Here is an 18,836-nt window from a genome sequence, read left to right as displayed (position 1 = left end):
TATTAGCTATTTTTCGATGCCCCTGATCCTTTTCAATAAACCGTTCCAGGTCCTGTGCCAGTTCTCGCCGCAGGAGGGCCGCGCGTCGCTGGCCGATTATCTCGCTATTCCAGGCATTTATCCGGCCGGCCGGCTGGACGCCGACAGCGAGGGCCTGATGCTGCTGACCGATGACGGCAAACTGCAGCACAAGATCGCCCACCCCGACCACAAGGAGGCCAAGACCTATCTGGTGCAGGTCGATGGCGTGCCCGACGCCGCCACGCTGGCGCGCCTGCAGGCCCCGCTCGACCTGGGCGACTTCACTACCCGCCCTTGCCGCGCGGTGCGCATCGCCGAACCCGAATGGCTGTGGCCGCGCGATCCGCCGATCCGTGCGCGCCAGGACAAGCCGACCGCGTGGATCGCGATCACGCTGGAAGAAGGCAAGAACCGGCAGGTGCGGCGGATGACGGCGGCGGTGGGCTTTCCCACGCTGCGCCTGGTGCGCAGCAGTATCGGCCCGTTTTCGCTGGCGACGCACCCGTTGATGCCTGGGGAATTTACCGAAGTAACGATGTAAAAAAACCCGCCGACCTGACGGTACGGCGGGTTTCATTATCGCGGCAGGCCGCTTATGCCAGCGATTGCAGCGCGGCGTTGAAGGTCGCGCTCGGACGCATCACCGCGCCCACCTTGGCCTCGTCCAGCTTGTAGTAACCGCCGATGTCGACCGGCTTGCCCTGCACTTCCAGCAGTTCGGCGACAATCTTGCCTTCGCTCTCGCTGAGCTGCTTGGCCAGCGGCGCGAACTTGGCGGCCAGTTCGGCATCCTCGGTCTGTGCGGCCAGCTCTTGCGCCCAGTACATCGACAGGTAGAACTGGCTGCCCCGGTTGTCGAGCTCGCCAGTCTTCGGCGATGGCGACTTGCGGTTGTCCAGCAGCTTGCCGGTGGCCGCATCCAGGGTCTTGGCCAGCAGCTTGGCCTTGTTGTTGCCGGTCTTGATGCCGAGGTCTTCCAGCGAGACGGCCAGGGCCAGGAACTCGCCCAGCGAATCCCAGCGCAGGTGGTTCTCTTCGACCAGTTGCTGCACGTGCTTTGGCGCCGAACCGCCGGCGCCGGTCTCGTACATGCCGCCGCCCGCCATCAGCGGCACGATCGACAGCATCTTGGCGGACGTGCCCAGTTCCATGATCGGGAACAGGTCGGTCAGGTAGTCGCGCAGGATGTTGCCGGTCACCGAGATGGTGTCCAGGCCGCGCGAGACGCGCTCCAGGGTGTAGCGCATCGCGCGCACCTGCGCCATGATCTGGATGTCCAGGCCGCTCGTGTCGTGATCCTTCAGGTACAGCCTGACCTTCTTGATCAGCTCATTCTCGTGCGGACGGTACGGGTCGAGCCAGAACACGGCCGGCATGCCCGAGTTGCGGGCGCGCGTCACGGCCAGCTTGACCCAGTCGCGGATCGGCGCGTCCTTGACCTGGCACATACGCCAGATGTCGCCGGTCTCGACGTTCTGGCTCATCAGGACTTCGCCGGTGGCGAGGTCGGTGATGTTGGCCACGCCGTCTTCCGGGATCTCGAAGGTCTTGTCGTGCGAGCCGTATTCCTCGGCCTGCTGGGCCATCAGGCCGACGTTCGGGACGGTGCCCATGGTCTTCGGATCGAAGGCGCCATGCCATTTGCAGAAGTTGATGATCTCCTGGTAGATGCGGGCGAAGGTGCTTTCCGGGATGACGGCCTTGACTTCCTTCAGGCGGCCATCGGCGCCGTACATCTTGCCGCCGGCGCGGATCATCGCCGGCATCGACGCGTCGACGATCACGTCGTTCGGCGAGTGGAAGTTGGTGATGCCCTTGGCCGAGTCGACCATGGCCAGTTCAGGACGGTGTTCCTGGCAGGCGTGCAGGTCGCGGACGATTTCCTCGCGCTGCGACGATGGCAGGTCGGCGATCTTGTTGTACAGGTCGGCCATGCCGTTGTTGACGTTGATGCCGAGGCTGTCGAACAGGGCGCCGTGCTTCTCGAAGGCTTCCTTGTAGAACATGCGCACGCAGTGGCCGAACACGATCGGGTGCGAGACCTTCATCATGGTCGCCTTCACGTGCAGCGAGAACAGCATGCCGGTCTGGTGCGCGTCTTCGATCTGCTGCTCGTAGAACGCCAGCAGGGCCTTGCGGCTCATGAACATCGAATCGATGATCTCGCCGGCCTGCAGGGCGACCTTCGGTTTCAGGACGATGTTCTTGCCGCTCCGGGTGATCAGTTCCATCTTGACTTCGCGCGCCGCGTCGAGGGTCATCGACTTCTCGCCGTGGTAGAAGTCGCCATGGGTCATGTGCGAGACGTGGGTGCGCGAGGCCTGCGACCATGGGGCCATCGAGTGCGGATTCTTGCGCGCGTATTCCTTGACGGCGCGCGGCGCGCGGCGGTCCGAGTTACCTTCGCGCAGGACCGGGTTCACCGCCGAGCCGATGCACTTGCCGTACTTGGCCTTGACGGTTTTTTCTTCGTCGGTCTTCGGGTCGGCCGGGTAGTCGGGGATGTTGTAGCCCTTTTGCTGCAGTTCCTTGATCGCGGTGATCAGCTGCGTGACCGAGGCGCTGATGTTGGGCAGCTTGATGATGTTGGCGTCCGGCGTGAGCGTCTTCTTGCCCAGTTCGGCCAGCGCATCGGGCACGCGCTGCTCCGGAGTCAGGTTCTCCGGGAAGGCGGCCAGGATACGGGCCGCGACCGAGATATCGCTGGCCTCGACCGTGATGCCGGCCGGCTTGGTGAAGGTGCTGACCACAGGCAGGAAGGCGTGGGTCGCCAGCAGCGGCGCCTCGTCGGTCAGGGTGTAGATGATGGTCTGATCACTGCTCATGCACATTTTCCTCGGTAGTCGCGAACGCTGTCGCGAGTATAAAACTGACAATTGGCCACAGGCCAAGACCCTGGCGCTCCGCCTTGGCGCACCGCGCTGACGCCGGACATTCTACCCCTCCCAACCCCGGATGGGCAGATCGCGAAGGGGTGTTCAACACCACCCCCCTGCGGCGTCGCGGCCTGGCGCCGAGGTCTTCTATAAGACATAAGACGCGCCATATTATGCCCGAGCTTTGCACGGGTTACCAGTTTTTAAGCGCTTGACAAGCTTGCCGGGCCGAAGCGTGGGAAAATGCAGCGCCAAGCAAAAAAACCCGCCGGGACCGAAGTCGGGCGGGTCTTTCCAACTGCACAGAACTTTGCCGTCGCGGCCCACGGGCCGCGTCGCACGCGGGCTATTAAGCCGACAGTGCTTTCAGGGCAGCAGCCAGGCGGCTCTTGTGGCGCGCTGCCTTGTTCTTGTGGATGATCTTCTTGTCAGCGATGCTGTCGATCTTCGACACGGATTGCTGGAAGATGGTGGTCGCGGCAGCCTTGTCGCCAGCCTGGATGGCTTTGCGGACGGCCTTGATTGCGGTGCGCAGGGTCGAACGCTGCGACGAGTTGTGTGCGTTTTGCTTAACTGCTTGACGAGCGCGTTTGCGCGCTTGTGCGGTATTTGCCATGGAATTTCCTAAATCGGGGTCAAGTTGCGTTTGCAAACATTAGCGACTGTCAAACTGGCGCCGGGGTTGGCTTGCGGTGCCTGCCCAACGATTAGTGTCTGCTAACAGAATTCAGTACAGCCCACGATTATAGCGAAGGTTTCAATTCGGAGCAATTCAAAATTCGAGGACTGTCGGTTTACCGTCCTTGCGGGCCTATAGGGCAGCACGTTGAAACATAGCGGATTCCAGCGAGTTGCCCAAGTATAATCTTGCGCCATGAACCTGCTCAGAACCCTCGCCGCCATTTCCAGCATGACCATGCTGTCGCGCGTCACCGGCCTGCTGCGCGAAAGCCTGTTCGCGCGCGCCTTCGGCGCCTCGGCCTATACCGATGCCTTCATCATCGCCTTCCGCCTGCCGAACCTGCTGCGCCGGCTGTTCGCCGAAGGCGCGTTCTCCCAGGCCTTCGTGCCGATCCTGTCGGAATACAAAACCCAGCACGGCGAGGCGGCCACCAAGACCCTGGTCGACCACGTCGCCACCGCCCTGATCTGGGCCACGGTGCTGACCAGCATCGTCGGCATCGTCGGCGCCCCGCTCCTGATCACGCTGCTGGCCGGCGACCTGCGCGAGACGCCCGGCGCCTACGACGCCTCGGTGATCATGACGCAGATGATGTTCCCGTACATCGCCTGCATGTCCTTCGTGGCCCTGGCCGGCGGCATCCTGAATACCTGGCGCCAGTTCAAGATTCCCGCCTTCACGCCGGTATTGCTGAACCTGTCCTTCATCTTCGCCTCGCTGGTGCTCGTCAACTACCTGGAGCAGCCGATCTATGCGATGGCGATCGCGGTCGTCGTCGGCGGCCTGTTGCAGGTGGCGATCCAGATCCCGTCGCTGGTCAAGATCGGGATGCTGCCGCGCATTTCGATCAACCCGCTGCACGGCCTGCGCGACGCCGGCGTGCGGCGCATGCTCAGAAAAATGGGGCCGGCCGTGTTCGCGGTGTCCGCCGCCCAGATCAGCCTGTTGATCAATACCGGCATCGCCGCCAGCCTGGCGGCCGGCGCCGTCTCGGCCCTGCAATATGCCGACCGCCTGATGGAGTTCCCGACCGCGATGCTGGGCGTGGCCCTGGGCACCATCCTGCTGCCGTCGCTGTCGAAAGCCAATAGCGAAGGCAATACCGAGGAATATGCGGCCCTGCTCAACTGGGGCCTGCGCCTGACCTTCCTGCTGGCGCTGCCGGCGGCGGTGGGCCTGGCGACGCTGGCCGAGCCGATGATCGCCACCCTCTTCCACTACGGCAAATTCGACGATGCGGCGCTGGCGAACTCGGCCTCGCCCCTGATGGCCTACAGCGCCGGCCTGCTCGGCATCATCCTGGTGAAGATCCTGGCGCCGGCCTTCTATGCGCGCCAGGACGTCAAGACGCCGGTGCGCATCGCGATCATGGTGCTGTTCGCGACCCAGCTGATGAACGTGCTGTTCGTGTTCGTGTTCGACCTCGGCGTCGCGGGCCTGGCCCTGTCGATCGGCCTGGGCGCCTGCATCAACGCCACCTGCCTGTACATGGGCCTGCGCCGGCGCGGCATCTACACGCCGCAGCCGGGCTGGCTCACATTCTTCCTCAAGCTGGCCGTCGCGGTCGGCGTGATGGGGCTTCTCGCCTGGTTCGGCCAGGCGCAGTTCGACTGGGCGGCGATGAAGGCGACGCCTGGTTTGCGCATCGGCGCCCTGCTCGGCATCATCGGCGCCTGCGCCTTCGCCTATTTCGCCGTGCTGGCCGTGCTGGGATTCCGGCCGCGCGACTTCCGGCGCCGCGCGGTGTGAGATTGACCACGCTTCAAGACTTGTACTTGACGTTGCAGCCGTAAGGGCGGGTAGTGGCCTGGGCCACGGTCTCGCCCTTCACGACCGCTTCCATCGCGGTCTTGAACAGCGGGCTGGCCTTCTCGATGTCTTCCAGCCTGGCTGACGCGATGCTGTCGATGCCGCCCGCGTAGCGCAGCACGCCCTTGGCGTCGATCACGTACATATGCGGGGTGGTGCGCGCGTCATAGGCCTTGCCGACCGTGCCTTGCGGGTCGAGCAGCACCGCGCCCGGCGCGGCATTGCGGCTGGCCGTCAGCTCGTCGGCCTTCTTGCCGTCCACATGGCCCTGCTCTCCGGGCGCCGACGAGATCACGCTCAGCCAGACCACGCCGGCATCCCTGGCCTGCTTTTGCAGGGCGGGCATGTTCGCCTGGTAATGCTTCTTCACGTAAGGACAATCGTGGTTGGTCCATTCCAGCACCACGACCTTGCCCTTGTAGTCGGCCAGGCTGTGCTGCTTGCCCTTGCTGTCGAGCGCCGTGAAGGCGGGCGCCGGCTGGCCGATGACGGGCGCGGCCAGCGCGGGCGTCGCAGCGGCGCCCAGCAACAGGGCGGCCATCGATACCGTGGTGCGCAGCATGGCGCGACGAGGGGAAGCTTTCATGATCTCTCCTTGTGAGTAAATGATTACTGCTCGAACGACTCGATGACGATGGCCTGGGTCAGCACCGGCGGCAGGAGCACCGGCGCCGATCCGGCCGGATAGAAGGCATAGAACGGCAGGCCGTCGCGCTGGAACGATTGCAAAAACGCCGTGATGGCGGGATCGCGGTTGGTCCAGTCGCCCTTCATGTAGACCACGCCGCGCTCGCGCATGGCCTGCTGGACGGGAGCGGTCGACAAGGTCGTGCGCTCGTTCACCAGGCAGGTGATGCACCAGGCGGCGGTCATGTTGACGAACACCGGCTTGCCTTCGGCGCGCAAGGCGGCCAGGCGCGCGGCGCTGTAGGGTTCGGCCTGCGCGGATTGCGCCGGGGCCGCGGCGGCCGGCGGCCCGGCGCCATGCAGCGCCGCCAGCAGGCCGACGATGCCGGCGCTACCTGAGACGACACCGGCCAGCGCCGCGCCGCGCGGCCGCCACGTCCAGTTCGGACGCTGCTGGCCGAGGCCGACCAGCCAGGCCACCAGGCCCACCAGCACCAGCCCGGCGAGGGCCATGCGCAGGCCGGCCTCGCCCGCCTGCTGGGCCAGCACCCACAGCAGCCAGGCGGCGGTTGCATACATCGGGAACGCCATCGCCTGGCGCAGCGTCACCATCCACGCGCCGGGCCGCGGCAGGCGCCGGGCGAGCGCCGGGAACATCCCGAGCAGCAGGAACGGCAGCGCCAGGCCGAGGCCCATCATCGCGAACACCACCAGGCTCACGTAGGCGGGCGCCACCAGCGCCGAGCCAATCGCGGCGCCCATGAACGGCGCGGTGCAGGGCGTGGCCACCACCACCGCCAGCAAACCGGTGAAGAAGCTGCCGGCATGGCCCTTGCGCTCGGCGAGGCCCTGGCCGGTTCCCGCCAGCTTCGCCGCCAGCGTCCCGCCCACCTCGAACACGCCGGACAGGTTCAGGCCGATCGCCAGCATCAGCCATGACATCGCCGCCACGAACAGCGGCGACTGGAACTGGAAGCCCCAGCCGACCGCGCTGCCCCCTAGACGCACGGCCAGCAGGCCCAAGGCCAGCGCCATGAAGGCGGCCAGCACGCCGAGGGTGTAGAACAGGCCGGACAGGCGGACGGCGCGCCGGTCGCCGCCCGCCATGCCGGCCACGGCTGTGGCCTTGATCGCCAGCACCGGGAACACGCACGGCATCAGGTTCAGGATCAAGCCGCCCAGGAAGGCGAACGAGGCCATCTGCCACAAGGAAAGCGCGGCCGGCGCCCCGACGGCGGGTGCGGGAGCCGGAGCAGGAACGGCGCCCGCCGGCGCGAGTTCGAGCGCGAACCAGCGTTTCTGTCCGCCGCCGTCGGTGATCGCCAGCAGGCCGGTCGATGGCGCGGGCGTGTAGCCCTGGCCCTTGGTCGTCGTCAGCGTGAGCCTGCCCTCTTCCACTGTAAACGCCTGCTCCGCCACGTGGTCGACGACGCCCCAGCTATCCGGAAAGTACAGGGCCGAGCGCACCGAGGCCGGCGAGATGCCTGCGCCCTCGACCGCCAGCTGCAAGGTGGATTCGCCGGCGCGCACCGAGGCGCGCCAGTCGGTCGGCTGCGGCTGGCGCGCGTCGGCGCTCCTGAAGGCGGCCTGGATCGCCGCGTTGGCCGGACGCGCCTGCGCCTCGACCGGCAGCGCCAGGCGGAACTTGCCCTCCTCGGGAATGCACTCCTTTTCGCACACCACCCAGTCGGCATCGGCCTCGAGGACCAGCAGGCTGCCGGGCCGCGCGTCCCGCGGCACCGTGAGCGCCATCGGAAACACGATCTCGTTCTCGTAGCCGTAGCTGGCGACCGGGCCGATGATGAAGCGGTCGGGGCCCGGCCAGGCGATCTCGCCCACCGTGGCGCCGGCTGGCGCCTTGAACGCGATGCCCGGCGGCGAGCCGGCGTCGCCGGGATTCTTCCAGTAGGTGTGCCAGTGCGACGCCAGGCGCTGGCGCAGGCCGATGCGCAATTGCTGGCCCGGACTGACGGCGGCGTATTCGCTCACCAGCGACACCGTGGCGCGCGGACTTTGCTGCACATTGCTTTCTGCGGCCAGCGCCAGGGTCGATGCCAATACGAGGAACAGCGCGCCTGTCAGGGCGCGCCAGGACGTCCGGGCAATGTGTAAATACGGGCGCATGCGATTGTCGGTCATGTCGGGCAGTCGTGCAAAAGTATCACGCGCCTCACTCCCGATCAACCGCCTCGCCCGCCTCGCCCGCCTCCTCGGTCGGCTCCGGCGGTGCGGGTTCGTCTGCCGCTGGAACCGGAATCGGAGCCGGAAGCGGAGGCGGCATCGGAGCACTCTGCGGCGCCGATGGCGCGCTCTGCGCGCCCGGCCCTCCCGACTGCGTCGCCGGGACGACAGGCGCCAGGCTGCGTTCGTTCGCGCCGAAGCGCCACTCCGCTATCCGTTCCTTGTTGTCCAGGCCCTTGAAACGGCTGTCGAAATTGGCGACCTTCAGCGGCTTCGCGTTCGACAGGCTGTGGAGCGCGACCACGCCGGTCTCGCCGTCGCCCAGGTAGACGATGCCCCACTCGGCCTTGCCGGTCAGCGGATCGACGTACACCTTGCGCAGATGGCGCCGCACGGCGGGCGAGCGCGGATCCTTCAACAGTTCGGCCAGCGACGGCGGATAGGGCGAAGCGCCGCGCGGCGTGGCGGCGGCGTAGCTGTCCAGCGCGGCGCTGAAGGCGGCGCCGATCTCCAGCAGTTCTTCCTCTGCCGCGGCGCGCTGCAGGAGCGAGCCGATCTTGAGCGTGGCCGCGCCCACCAGGCCGATGATGGCAACAAAAATGATCAGGCCGAGATAGGTGAAGCCGGCCTGGTGGCGCGCTTTCATTACCACTGTGCGTAGGGACGCCCGCGCCGGTCGTTGCCCGGCGCGCCGCTGCGCAGGTTGGAAAAGCCCCCCTGCTCGCCATCCTGCGGCGCCTCCAGTATCCAGGTGTCGCGGCTTTCGGTGACCGGGTCGAGCGGGATCTCGCGCAGGTATTTTTCTTCCACCAGTTGCTCGAGCGACTCGGGATAGCGCCCGGTGTCGGAGCGGTACTGGTCGACCACGGCGCGCGTGTTGCGCAGGTTGTCGGCCAGGATGGTTTCCCTGGCGCCGTCGATGCTGGGAAAGAAGCGCGGCACGGCGAGCGTCAGCAGCAGGGCCACGATGCCCAGCACCACCAGCAGTTCGATCAGCGTGAAGCCGCATCGTGTTCTCATCGGAATCACCATTTTTGGTAGGGAATACCATTCAGGCCGATGCGCTGCGAGGTCGAATACACGTCGTAGACGTCGTCGCCCTCCTTCGGCTCGTCGGGCTCGCTGGCATAGCTGCGCTTGCCCCAGGTGGCGGCGTCGGACAATGCGGGATCGGGATTGAAGGGGTCGCGCGGCAGGCGCCGCAGAAAATAGATCCTGGCCTGTTTGGGGCTGCGCAGGTCGGGCACGCCCTCGACCAGCAGTTCCAGGCGCTCCGGGTAACCGCTGGCGTCGGCGGCCTTGCTCACGCGGCCTTCGTCGCCTGCCTTCTTGTAGGCGTCCAGGCCGGCGCGGATCTCGCGCAGCGCGCGCCGCAGTTCCTGTTCATCGCGGCGCTGCACCGTGACCTCGGCCACCGGCAGCACCAGGGTGCCCAGCAGTGCGAGGATGGCCAGCGTGACCAGCAGTTCGATCAGCGTGAAGCCTTTGTGCATGCATCGCGCCGGGGCGTTCATCGCTGCGGGATCGGCGGATTGACGCCCGGCGGATAGGCGGCCGGGACCACCTCGGGTTCGGGCGCCGGCGCCGGCGTCGGTTCCGAAGCGGGCGCGGGCTGCGGCGCCGGCGCGCCGGGCGGCGCCGACGGCGGCGAACCCAGTTGCGGCGTGGCCGGCAGCGCCGACGGCGGCACCGAGAAGCTCGGGGTGGGGTCGCTCGGCTGCGCGACCGGCGGCGGCGCGACCGGGGTCGTCTCGACCGGCGCGGCAGTCGGGGGCGAATTCGGGACCGCCAGCGCCGGCGCCGGCGCGCGCACCGCCCCGACAGGCACCCGCACCAGATTGTCGGGGCGGCGGCGGAAGCTGGCCTCGGTGCCGGCGCCGAATTCCGACGCCGACGCCGGCGGGCGCTGCACGGCGCGCACGATGCGCGGCGTGATCGACAGCACGATCTCGGTGCGGTCGCGCTGGTCGCGCTGGCTGCCGAACAGGCGGCCGACGACCGGCAGGTCGCCGATGCCCGGCACCTTGCTGCCGCTGCTGCGGTCCTCGTTGCTGATCAGGCCCGCCAGCACCTGGTTTTCGCCATCCTTCAGTTGCAGCAAGGTGGTGGCCGAACGGGTGCCGATGCGGTAGGCCACGGTGCCGCTGGTGGTGCGCACCGATTCGCCCAGGCTGCTGACCTCGAGCCCGATGCGGATCGCCACTTCATTGTTGAGGTAGATGGTCGGCTCCACGTTCAGGGTCAGGCCGACGTCGATGTAGTTGATGTTTTCGGACGCGAAGCCGCCGATGCCCGAGGACACCGTGGCCGAGATGTTCGGGATCTTGTCGCCGATGACCACCTTGGCCTTTTCCTTGTTGCGCACGCGGATGCGCGGGTTGGCCAGGGTATTGGTGTCGCCGTCGGTCTTGTTGGCGTTGACCGTGGCGCCGATGTCGCTCAGCGCGATATTGCTGCTGTTGAACGTGCGCAGGGAGTCGATCGTCAGCGGCTCGCCGTTCAGCGTCTGCAGCGGCGCGAACGACAGGTTGGTGGGCCAGGCGATGCCGAGGTCCATCACGCTGCTGCGCCGGATCTCGAGCACCTCGACGTCGAGCATGACCTCGGGCTCGGGCACGTCCTGCAGGGCCACCAGCTGGGTGGCGATGCGGATCGCTTCCGGATTGTCGCGCAGGATCACCAGGTTCAGCTTCTCGTCCACCACCACGTCGCGCGCCTTGAGGATGGTCTTGAAGGTGTTGGCGATGCTCTTGGCTTCGGCATTGGCCAGGAAGAAGGTCTTGACCGTCATCTCCTGGTATTCGCGCACCTTGGCCGCCACGTTCGGGTAGATCAGGACCGTGTTGCCGTCCATGACCTGGCGCTCGAGCTGGTTGGTCATCAACAGGTAGTACACCGCTGCCTCGACCGTGCTGTCCTTGAGGAAGATCGAGGTGCGGGTATCGGCCTTGACGTCCTTGTCGAAGATGAAGTTCAGGCCCGAGTGCCGCGCGATGACCTCGAACACCTGCTTGAGCGGCGCCTCGCGAAACTCCAGGCTGATCGGCTTGCGGTAGCTGGCCGCCAGCGCCGCCTGGCCTTTCGGCGCGGCCGCCGCCTTGTCGTCGACTTCCTGCATCAGCTGGCGCGCCGCCTCGTGCGCGGGGCGTTCGGTGAGCACCGCGGCCAGTAGTTGCCGTGCGGTTTCCGGTTCGTCCTTGCCGAGGGCGGCGCGCGCCTCGCCGATGGCGGCCGCGTGGCGGCGCTCGGCCTCGACCTGGCGCAGGCCTGCGCGGGCGCGGTCGTTGACGGGGTCGATCGCCAGCACGCGGCGATAATCCTGGGTCGCCAGCTCGACCTCGCCGGCGGCCAGCGCGCGCCCGGCCTGCTCCACCAGGCGCGCGGTGGCGTTGTCGCGCGCGCGCAGGTAGGCCGCCCGGTAGACCGGGTTGTCCGGCTCGGACGCCAGCGCTTCCTGGTACTTGGCCAGGCCGGCGCCCACCTGGTCGCGGGCCACCAGTTCATTGCCTTCCTGGTAGGCGCGCTGGGCCGCGCACCCTGCCAGCAGCAGTGGGAGCAGCACCATGGCAAAGCCTTGGATCCGGGTTCGCACCATCAGTCGAATACTCCAATATTGAGCTGCTGTCGTTGTTCCAGCGGCAGGTAGGTCAGGGTCAGCACCGGCGGACGGATCGCGTCCACGCGGTAGGTGCCGTCGATGGTGTCGCCATCGTTGACGAGATAGGTGCGTTCGCCGCGCGCCAGGTAGATTTGCCACACGCCGTCCTGCAGCGACTTGCCGATGTAGGTGAACGGCAGCGGCGGCGCGCTCGGCGGCGGCGGCGGGGGCGGCGGCTCGTTCGATGGCGGCGGGGGCGGCGGCGTCCAGTCATGGCGCGCGAACAGGCTGTTTTCTCCCTCCCCGAAGCGATCCCCGCTGGCGCCGATCAGGGTCTCGCGCGGGATCAGGCGCGCGATGGCGACGTCGTCGCCGGTTTTCCCGATGGACGGCGCGGCGCTGCGTGGCGGCGCTGCGGGCGGCGCAGCCGCGGCGCGCTCGACCGGTTCCGCCAGTTCCGTCTGCGGCGCCTTGTCGCCAAACACGGCCAGGCCGGCGGCGAGCGCCAGCGCCACGCCCATGACGATGTGGCGCGGCTTCATGGCTTGCCGCCCTCGGCGAACTCATTGGCAAGATAAAGGGTCAGGCGCAGGCGCGCCTCGACCCCGGCCTCGCCCACGCTGTCGCGGCGGAAGGCCACGTCGTCCAGCGAGGCATGCGGGATCGCGCGCAGCACGTCCATCGCGAACTGCCAGATCGCGCCGTAGCTGCCCTTGACCGGCAGGTTGACCTGGTAGGCGACCAGCTTCGCATTGCGCTCGTCCGTGGCGCGGTATTCGCCCTGGCGCAGCGCCAGGCCGTGGCGCTCGGCCAGCGCGAACACTTGCTTCAACTGGCGCTCCACGCCGCGGCGCTCGCCCAGGGATGCATAGAAGTGCTGCAGGTTCTCGTCGTTGTCGGGCGGCGCCGGCGCGGCGGCAGCCTGCGGCGGCAGCGGCGTGCGCGCCGCGCGCCGCGCCGCCTCGTAGTCTTCGTTCAGTTGCGCGCGCGCCGGCACCAGCGCCAGCTGGACCGCGGCGCCGGCCACCAGCAGCGCCAGCACCAGCGCCACCAGCGGGTCGACGCGCGCCAGCAGCAGGCGCGCGCGCAGCAGCAACGCCCCCGCCTTCAAGAGTCCCCCCACTGCACGCTGACCTGGAACCGCAGCGGGCGGTTCGGGTCCTGCTCCATCACCTCGTGGCGCAGCAGCACCACGCTGCTGAACCATTCCTCGGCCTGCAGGCGCGTGATATAGGCCAGCATCTCGTCGCTCGAGCGCGCCTCGGCGCTGATGCGCACCGTGCGCCGCCTGGCGTCCGGCTCCAGCGCCAGCAGCGCGATCGTGGTCGGCGTGGCTTCGCCCAGCGCCGCCGCCAGGTCGCGCCACGGCAGGTTCAGCTGCAGGATGGCGGCGTTGACGGCGCCGGCCTGGGCCGCCGACACCACGACCCTGGGGGTCGGCGGCGCGGCCACGGGCGCCGGCGCGCTGCGCGCCGCCAGCGCCGCTTGTAGGCTGCGCACTTCGTCCTGTCGTTCAACATAGCGCTGCGTCATGACCAGCGCCGGAATGCACAGCGCCAGCACGCCCGGCAGCGCATAGACCAGGGTTGGCGGCGCGCGAAACAGCGTGCGGCGCAGGCTCGGCGGCGCGAAATCGATGCGGGTGCGCCTCATGCCGCTACTCCCGTGCGCGCCAGGCGCGCCAGTTCCGACCAGTCGTCCGCCTGCTCGAGCAGGCTGCAGGCGAACTTCAGCCGCCCCGGGCTGCTGGCCCAGGCGGCGGGCGCGGCGCCGCTCAACTGCAATCGCTCGGGCCGTGCGATCCCGACCCGCAGCGCTTCGCGCGCAAGATGAGACTCGAGCCACTGGCGGTCGGCCCCCGCCGGGATCGGGCTGCTGCGCACCGCCGCCAGCTTGCGGCCGTCGTAGGCCGCCAGCGACAACACGCCACCATGGACCAGGCCGAACCAGGCGCTGCTCCGCCGTTCGCGGCGCCAGGCGTTCATGGCGGCGACGAATTGCGGACTCACCTCGACCAGGTGGAAGCCGTGTTCGCGGGCGGCCGCCGCCAGCGCGTCGAGCAGGGCCCGGGGCGCCGCCGCGGCCAGGAAGGGATCGACCGCATCCCAGTCGGCGCTGATCGTCCACTCGCTGCCCGCGGCCCCGAACAGGTGCTGGAAGCGCAGCGCGGCGGCCGCCTCCAGGTCGCCCATCCGGGTCGCGCCCGGCGGCGGCGGCACTTGCCACAGGCGCACCAGCTCGTCGGCCAGCACCACGCTCACCGGCCAGCCCTTGACCGGCAGGTCGGACAGCAGCATGCGCAGGCCACGGGCCAGCGCGTCCGGGGCAAACAGGTCGAGCGGCTGCTCGGCCAGGGCCAGCGGCGCGCCGCCGAACAGGCGGCTGGTCTTGACCAGGGCCAGGCCGCCCGCGGCCACCCCCAGGCGCAGTGCCTGCCCCAGGCGCGGCAACGGCGCGGAAAAGCCAGGGGAAAAGCGCAGTCTACGCATGCAGGGTCACCCGCTTGATCTCGTCGATCGTGGTGGCGCCGCGCCGCACCAGGTCGAGCGCCGCCAGGCGCAGGCTGCGGGTGCCGTTGGCGTGGGCCGCGGCCTTGATGCGGCGGATCGGCTGCTTGTCGACGATCAGTTCGCGGATCTCATCGTTCAGGGTCAATATCTCGGCGATCGAACGGCGCCCCTTGTAACCGGTGCCGCGGCAGTCGCCGCAACCCGTGCCGCGCATGAAGACGTAGTCCGCCACCTCGTCGCGCGCCAGGTGCACCGAGGCCAGCTCCTGCGCGCTCGGCTCATAGCGCTCGGCGCAGCGCGGGCAGCACATGCGGATCAGGCGCTGGGCCCAGATGCCGTTCAGCGCCGAGACGAACGCATACGGATCGATGCCCATGTGGGTGAAGCGGCCGAACACGTCGAACACATTGTTGGCGTGGACGGTGGTGAGCACCAGGTGGCCGGTCAGCGCCGACTGCACCGCGATCTCGGCGGTCTCGCGGTCGCGGATCTCGCCCACCATGATCTTGTCCGGGTCGTGGCGCAGGATCGAACGCAGGCCCTTGGCGAAGGTGAGCCCCTTCTTTTCATTGACCGGGATCTGCAGGATGCCCGGCAGCTGGTATTCGACCGGATCCTCGATCGTGATGATCTTCTCGCGGCCGTTGTGGATCTCGGTCAGCGCCGCGTACAGGGTCGTGGTCTTGCCCGAGCCGGTGGGCCCCGTCACCAGCAGCATGCCGTAGGCCTCCCGGGCCAGGTGGCGCAAGGTCGCCAGGGATGGGGCGTCAAAGCCCAGCGCCTCGAGCGTGAGCGCGCCATAGGCCTCGATCATGGCGCGCTTGTCGAGGATGCGGATCACCGCATCCTCGCCGTGGATGCTCGGCATGATCGAGACCCGCAGGTCGATGTCGCGCCCGCCCGCCTCGACCCGGAAGCTGCCGTCCTGCGGGACGCGGCGCTCGGCGATGTCGAGTTCGGCCAGCACCTTCAGGCGCGAGATGATGTGCTCGGCCAGCTCGGTGCCGCCCACGGTGGCGGCGTGATCGAGCACGCCATCGACCCGGTATTTGACGGCCAGCCCGCCGGCGGTGCTCTCCAGGTGGATGTCCGAGGCGCCGGCCTTCAGGGCGTCGTACAGGGTCGAGTTGACCAGCTTGACGGCCGGGCTGCCCGCTTCCGACACCGAGGCGAAGGACAGCACGGTGCCGGTCTTGCCGTCGCGCCGCGCGTCCTGGGCGCCGCCCACCAGCGCATCGACGGCGCGCGCCGACTCTTCCTGCTTCGACAGATAGGCCTGGATGTCGGACTGCAACGCCAGGCACAGGTCCAGCGGCTCCCTGGCGCTGGCGCGCGCCTGGGCCCCGAGCCAGGTCTGCAGGTCGAGGTCGAAGGGATCGGCCAGCACGCCGGTCAGGCGCCCATCCGGATGGCGCAGCAGCGCGCAGTGGCGCGACAGCGCCTGGGCCAGCGGCAACAGTTCAAAGGCCGGAGCCAGCGCCAGCATCGCGCCGGTCTCCATCACCGGCAGGCCGAACGGCGCGGCCAGCTCGCGCACCAATTCGCGCGGGTCGCGCCCGGTCAGGGCTTCGAGCTCGGGCACCAGGCCGCGCCGCGAGACGGCGGCGGCGGCGCGGGCGCGCGCCAGCAGCGCCGTGTCGAAGGGTTCGGCGTGGCCGGCGTCGATCGCGGTGTTCACGACATGTCTCCCGCCAGGTCGAAGATCGGCATGTACAGCAGCACCACGATGGCGCCCACCACCAGGCCGATGGCGGCCATCAGGAGCGGCTCGAAAGTGCGCGTGAAGCGGTCGATCCAGCGTCCGATCTCGCCGTCGTAGAAGGCGGCCGACTGCGTGAGCATCGGGCCCATGTCGCCGGTACGCTCGCCCACGCGCAGCATGCGCAGCGAGATCGGCGTGGTCAGGCCCTGCGCCTCGAAGGCGTTCGACAGCGGCTGGCCGGCCTCGATCGCGGCGCGCGCCGCGGCCAGGTTGCGCGCCAGCTGGCTGGACACCATCGGCTGCACCGTCTCGATCGCGCCGACGATGGTGATGCCGCCCTCGGTCAGCATGCCCAGGGTCAGGTACAGGCGCGACAGCTCGTAGACGCGGGCCCGCTCGCCGATGCCCGGCAGGCGGGCCAGCAGGCGCGCCATGCCGCCGCTGCGCAGCAAATGGCGCACGCCGGCAACCAGGCCGGCGACCAGCAGCGCCGCGGCGACCAGGATCGCGCTGCCGTGGCCGGCAGCGAACTGGCCCCAGTCCAGCATCAGTTGCGACATCCACGGCAGGTCGCGCCCGGCCCCGTGGTAGACCTCGGCGAACTTCGGCACCACGTAGCCGATCAGGAAGGCGCTGACGCCGCCGCCGACCATCAACAGGATCACCGGATAGATCGAGGCGCTGACGATCTTGGAACGCACGGTGTCGATGCGCTGCTGGTAGTCGATATACCGCGCCAGCGCGCGCGGCAGGTCGCTGGTGCCTTCGGCGGCGCGCACGATGCCGACGTACAGCGGCGGAAACAGGGCCGGCTGGGCCGCCAGCACGCTGGAAAAGCGCTTGCCTTCGCGCAGGCCGCCCAGCAGCCGTTCCAGTACGCCGCGCGTGGCCGGCGCGGCCTCCTTCTCGAGCAGGGCCTCCAGGCTTTCGACGATGCCCAGGCCCGCGTTGAGCAAGGCCAGCAACTCCTGGCTGAACAGCACGAGGGAGAGCTTGCCGGCCCTGCCGGGGCGCGCCAGCGCCGCCCCGCGCGCCGGCTCGACGGCGCTGACGAACAGGCCGCGCGCCTCGACCTGGCGGCGCGCGTCCTGGGCGTCGAGCGCGTCGACGACGACGTTCGAGATCGACATATCGGGCGCGAGGGTACGAACGGCGAACTGCATGGGATGCCCGGCGAGGTTGCGGTATGGCGGAAAAAAGTCAGTTCGAGGTGATGTCGGCGTTGTCGCCGGTCCCGCCCGGCTGTCCATCCTTGCCGAGGGACAGCACTTCGTAGTCGCCGCGGGCGCCCGGGGCGCGGTACTGGTAGGGATTGCCCCAGGGGTCGGGCGGAATCGCCTTCTTCAGATAGGGGCCGTTCCATTTGGCGCCGGCGCTCGGCGGCGCCGTCATGAGGGCGGCCAGGCCTTCTTCCGTCGTCGGATAACGGCCGACGTCGAGCCGGTAGGTGTCGAGGGTCTTGTCGAAGGCGTCGATCTGGGCGCGGGCGGCGGTGACTTCGGATTTGCCGAGCTGCGAGAAGTACTTGGGTCCGACGTAGGCGGCGAGCAGGCCGATGATGACGATCACCACCAGCAGCTCCAGCAGCGTGAAGCCCGCGCTGCGCCCAATGCGGACGACGGCGCCCTGTTTCTTAGCAAAAACCATCAAGCGACTCCTAGATTGCTTCTTTGAAATCCTGCCCGTGAAAGGTAACACGCTGCCGAGCGCGGCGACAACTGTTCTTTTCAAAAAAACACCATCCCGATGCAAGACGCAACCGGATTAACAACCCGATTAATTTCGGCCAATAACCTCGCCTAAATTCAGCTGATGCGTATTTCAAACAGGCGCCCACAGGGCGGAAATAATGATTGCCCATAGGAGAAACCGAATTTAATCAATGCAAGTTGTGGAAAGTCAAAATATTGCTTGTTAAACTTTTTTACACTTTTCTTACTGCCATTGATATATTTCTTGGCAACCTGAAACTCAGGTGCCACCCGCAGTGCCCCGCCCTACCCAGGCGAGAGAAATCCCAACCACAAAGGCAAATCATGACTCGGAAATCGCACATGGCATTACCCTCCCTGACCAAGTTCGCCGCCGCCGCCCTCGGCGCCGCGGCGATCGCCGCTCCGGCCCAAGGCGCGAACATCAATTTCGACGCCGGCGCGGGCATGCTGTTCGGCAGCGGCGACAGCTGGCAGGAGCAAGGGTACAGGCTGACCTTCGAAGCCTACAACCCGGCGGACGTGGGCAGCCTGGTCGGCGCGATCGTCGACACCAGCGATCCGGGTTACTGCGTCGGCATGGCGTGCCCGGTCAACGGCGAAGGCGGCTATTACGGCGCCTTCAACGACAGCATCGTCTGGGTCGATTCCGAAGCCGCCGGCGGCTCCTTCATGGTCAAGTCGATCGACGCCAGCTTCATCGGCCTGGATGCGGCCCTGGGCGGTTATCCGATCTATTCCGGCCTGCTGCGGATGCAGGGCTTCCTGGCCGACGGCGGCTATATGGTGCAAGACCTGCTGCTCGACGGCCCCAGCGCGCAAGGCTTCCTGTTCGGCCGCTATTCGCCGTTCGAGACCTTCGCCAACACCGCCTTCGTGAGCATGGCCATGTTCGGCTTTACCTGCGACACCTCCGGCAACTGCTCGGCATTCCAGAGCAACCGCGGCCAGTTCGCCATCGACAACCTGGTGCTCGAAGACGCGCTGGCCGAGGTGCCGGAGCCGGCCAGCCTCGCGCTGTTCGGTCTTGGCCTGCTGGGTCTTGCCGCCCGCGCCCGCCGCCGCAATGCCTGAGCACACCGTCACACCAACGCCGAACCCCGCAGAATCCAAGGACA

The 18,836-nt window shown here is 67.9% G+C and carries 18 protein-coding genes; 3 read left to right on the top strand and 15 right to left on the bottom strand.

Going from position 1 to position 18,836, the window contains the following annotated elements; translation table 11 throughout:
- Window positions 1–16: 16 nt before the first annotated feature.
- A complete protein-coding gene (locus ABIB38_RS12715) occupies window positions 17–562 on the top strand; it encodes a pseudouridine synthase (RefSeq protein ID WP_429204335.1) in 546 nt (181 codons plus the stop codon).
- 52 nt (window positions 563–614) lie between these two features.
- On the opposite strand, the gene ABIB38_RS12710 is transcribed toward ABIB38_RS12715, so the two are convergent.
- Window positions 615–2,846 (bottom strand): NADP-dependent isocitrate dehydrogenase, encoded by a 2,232-nt coding sequence (locus tag ABIB38_RS12710; RefSeq protein ID WP_429204334.1) that lies wholly within the window; start codon window positions 2,844–2,846, stop codon window positions 615–617.
- 400 nt (window positions 2,847–3,246) lie between these two features.
- Window positions 3,247–3,513 (bottom strand): 30S ribosomal protein S20, encoded by a 267-nt coding sequence (gene rpsT, locus ABIB38_RS12705; protein WP_005669248.1) that lies wholly within the window; start codon window positions 3,511–3,513, stop codon window positions 3,247–3,249.
- 258 nt (window positions 3,514–3,771) lie between these two features.
- On the opposite strand from rpsT, the gene murJ reads away from it, so the two are divergent.
- Window positions 3,772–5,328: a murein biosynthesis integral membrane protein MurJ gene (murJ, locus tag ABIB38_RS12700; RefSeq protein WP_429204333.1), complete on the top strand. Its 1,557-nt coding sequence runs from the start codon at window positions 3,772–3,774 to the stop codon at window positions 5,326–5,328.
- A 13-nt stretch (window positions 5,329–5,341) separates the two neighbouring features.
- Here the strand turns inward: murJ and ABIB38_RS12695 are convergent, their stop codons facing one another.
- From ABIB38_RS12695 to gspG, 13 genes are read right to left on the bottom strand one after another with little or no spacing between them, the layout of a single operon-like run.
- On the bottom strand, window positions 5,342–5,974 hold the full coding sequence (locus tag ABIB38_RS12695) for a redoxin domain-containing protein (RefSeq protein WP_429204332.1): 633 nt from the start codon (window positions 5,972–5,974) through the stop codon (window positions 5,342–5,344).
- 23 nt (window positions 5,975–5,997) lie between these two features.
- On the bottom strand, window positions 5,998–8,154 hold the full coding sequence (locus tag ABIB38_RS12690; protein WP_429204331.1) for a protein-disulfide reductase DsbD family protein: 2,157 nt from the start codon (window positions 8,152–8,154) through the stop codon (window positions 5,998–6,000).
- 31 nt (window positions 8,155–8,185) lie between these two features.
- A complete protein-coding gene (locus tag ABIB38_RS12685; protein ID WP_429204329.1) occupies window positions 8,186–8,842 on the bottom strand; it encodes a type II secretion system protein in 657 nt (218 codons plus the stop codon).
- Window positions 8,842–9,216: a type II secretion system protein gene (locus tag ABIB38_RS12680; RefSeq protein WP_429204328.1), complete on the bottom strand. Its 375-nt coding sequence runs from the start codon at window positions 9,214–9,216 to the stop codon at window positions 8,842–8,844. Before ABIB38_RS12680 ends, ABIB38_RS12685 begins: the two co-directional genes overlap by 1 nt.
- Window positions 9,217–9,221: 5 nt before the next feature.
- On the bottom strand, window positions 9,222–9,689 hold the full coding sequence (locus tag ABIB38_RS12675) for a type II secretion system protein (protein ID WP_429204327.1): 468 nt from the start codon (window positions 9,687–9,689) through the stop codon (window positions 9,222–9,224).
- 17 nt (window positions 9,690–9,706) lie between these two features.
- Window positions 9,707–11,761, bottom strand: a complete 2,055-nt coding sequence (locus ABIB38_RS12670; protein ID WP_429204325.1) for a secretin N-terminal domain-containing protein — start codon at window positions 11,759–11,761, stop codon at window positions 9,707–9,709.
- Between the two features lie 29 nt (window positions 11,762–11,790).
- On the bottom strand, window positions 11,791–12,336 hold the full coding sequence (locus ABIB38_RS12665) for a hypothetical protein (RefSeq protein ID WP_429204324.1): 546 nt from the start codon (window positions 12,334–12,336) through the stop codon (window positions 11,791–11,793).
- Entirely contained in the window at window positions 12,333–12,917 is a 585-nt protein-coding gene (locus ABIB38_RS12660; protein ID WP_429204322.1) for a hypothetical protein, read from the bottom strand. Before ABIB38_RS12660 ends, ABIB38_RS12665 begins: the two co-directional genes overlap by 4 nt.
- Window positions 12,902–13,447, bottom strand: a complete 546-nt coding sequence (locus ABIB38_RS12655; RefSeq protein WP_429204320.1) for a PilN domain-containing protein — start codon at window positions 13,445–13,447, stop codon at window positions 12,902–12,904. Before ABIB38_RS12655 ends, ABIB38_RS12660 begins: the two co-directional genes overlap by 16 nt.
- A complete protein-coding gene (locus ABIB38_RS12650) occupies window positions 13,444–14,283 on the bottom strand; it encodes a hypothetical protein (RefSeq protein ID WP_429204318.1) in 840 nt (279 codons plus the stop codon). The genes ABIB38_RS12655 and ABIB38_RS12650 overlap by 4 nt, the downstream gene beginning before the upstream one ends.
- Window positions 14,276–15,982 (bottom strand): GspE/PulE family protein, encoded by a 1,707-nt coding sequence (locus ABIB38_RS12645; RefSeq protein ID WP_429204317.1) that lies wholly within the window; start codon window positions 15,980–15,982, stop codon window positions 14,276–14,278. Before ABIB38_RS12645 ends, ABIB38_RS12650 begins: the two co-directional genes overlap by 8 nt.
- Window positions 15,979–17,169: a type II secretion system F family protein gene (locus ABIB38_RS12640; protein WP_429204316.1), complete on the bottom strand. Its 1,191-nt coding sequence runs from the start codon at window positions 17,167–17,169 to the stop codon at window positions 15,979–15,981. The genes ABIB38_RS12645 and ABIB38_RS12640 overlap by 4 nt, the downstream gene beginning before the upstream one ends.
- A 37-nt stretch (window positions 17,170–17,206) precedes the next feature.
- Window positions 17,207–17,653, bottom strand: coding sequence for a type II secretion system major pseudopilin GspG (gspG, locus tag ABIB38_RS12635; RefSeq protein WP_429204315.1), 447 nt, complete (start codon window positions 17,651–17,653; stop codon window positions 17,207–17,209).
- 407 nt (window positions 17,654–18,060) lie between these two features.
- On the opposite strand from gspG, the gene ABIB38_RS12630 reads away from it, so the two are divergent.
- Complete coding sequence (locus ABIB38_RS12630) at window positions 18,061–18,792, top strand: NF038120 family PEP-CTERM protein (RefSeq protein ID WP_429204314.1); 732 nt, start codon at window positions 18,061–18,063, stop codon at window positions 18,790–18,792.
- Window positions 18,793–18,836: the final 44 nt, after the last annotated feature.

The organism is Massilia sp. UYP11, assembly GCF_050434805.1.
In the GTDB taxonomy this organism is placed as follows: domain Bacteria; phylum Pseudomonadota; class Gammaproteobacteria; order Burkholderiales; family Burkholderiaceae_D; genus Telluria.
The sequence above is the reverse complement of the archived record's forward strand: the minus strand, read 5'-3'. Positions and strand labels throughout refer to the sequence as shown.

Excerpts from the sequence above, each read along its gene's own strand:
- ABIB38_RS12680 (WP_429204328.1), bottom strand. The coding sequence starts at position 9,216 with ATGAGAACACGATGCGGCTTCACGCTGATCGAACTGCTGGTGGTGCTG.
- gspG (WP_429204315.1), bottom strand. The coding sequence starts at position 17,653 with ATGGTTTTTGCTAAGAAACAGGGCGCCGTCGTCCGCATTGGGCGCAGC.
- rpsT (WP_005669248.1), bottom strand. The coding sequence starts at position 3,513 with ATGGCAAATACCGCACAAGCGCGCAAACGCGCTCGTCAAGCAGTTAAG.
- ABIB38_RS12675 (WP_429204327.1), bottom strand. The coding sequence starts at position 9,689 with ATGCACAAAGGCTTCACGCTGATCGAACTGCTGGTCACGCTGGCCATC.
- ABIB38_RS12630 (WP_429204314.1), top strand. The coding sequence starts at position 18,061 with ATGGCATTACCCTCCCTGACCAAGTTCGCCGCCGCCGCCCTCGGCGCC.
- ABIB38_RS12690 (WP_429204331.1), bottom strand. The coding sequence starts at position 8,154 with ATGACCGACAATCGCATGCGCCCGTATTTACACATTGCCCGGACGTCC.
- ABIB38_RS12665 (WP_429204324.1), bottom strand. The coding sequence starts at position 12,336 with ATGAAGCCGCGCCACATCGTCATGGGCGTGGCGCTGGCGCTCGCCGCC.
- ABIB38_RS12710 (WP_429204334.1), bottom strand. The coding sequence starts at position 2,846 with ATGAGCAGTGATCAGACCATCATCTACACCCTGACCGACGAGGCGCCG.
- ABIB38_RS12695 (WP_429204332.1), bottom strand. The coding sequence starts at position 5,974 with ATGAAAGCTTCCCCTCGTCGCGCCATGCTGCGCACCACGGTATCGATG.
- murJ (WP_429204333.1), top strand. The coding sequence starts at position 3,772 with ATGAACCTGCTCAGAACCCTCGCCGCCATTTCCAGCATGACCATGCTG.
- ABIB38_RS12670 (WP_429204325.1), bottom strand. The coding sequence starts at position 11,761 with ATGGTGCTGCTCCCACTGCTGCTGGCAGGGTGCGCGGCCCAGCGCGCC.
- ABIB38_RS12715 (WP_429204335.1), top strand. The coding sequence starts at position 17 with ATGCCCCTGATCCTTTTCAATAAACCGTTCCAGGTCCTGTGCCAGTTC.
- ABIB38_RS12650 (WP_429204318.1), bottom strand. The coding sequence starts at position 14,283 with ATGCGTAGACTGCGCTTTTCCCCTGGCTTTTCCGCGCCGTTGCCGCGC.
- ABIB38_RS12655 (WP_429204320.1), bottom strand. The coding sequence starts at position 13,447 with ATGAGGCGCACCCGCATCGATTTCGCGCCGCCGAGCCTGCGCCGCACG.
- ABIB38_RS12640 (WP_429204316.1), bottom strand. The coding sequence starts at position 17,169 with ATGCAGTTCGCCGTTCGTACCCTCGCGCCCGATATGTCGATCTCGAAC.
- ABIB38_RS12685 (WP_429204329.1), bottom strand. The coding sequence starts at position 8,842 with ATGAAAGCGCGCCACCAGGCCGGCTTCACCTATCTCGGCCTGATCATT.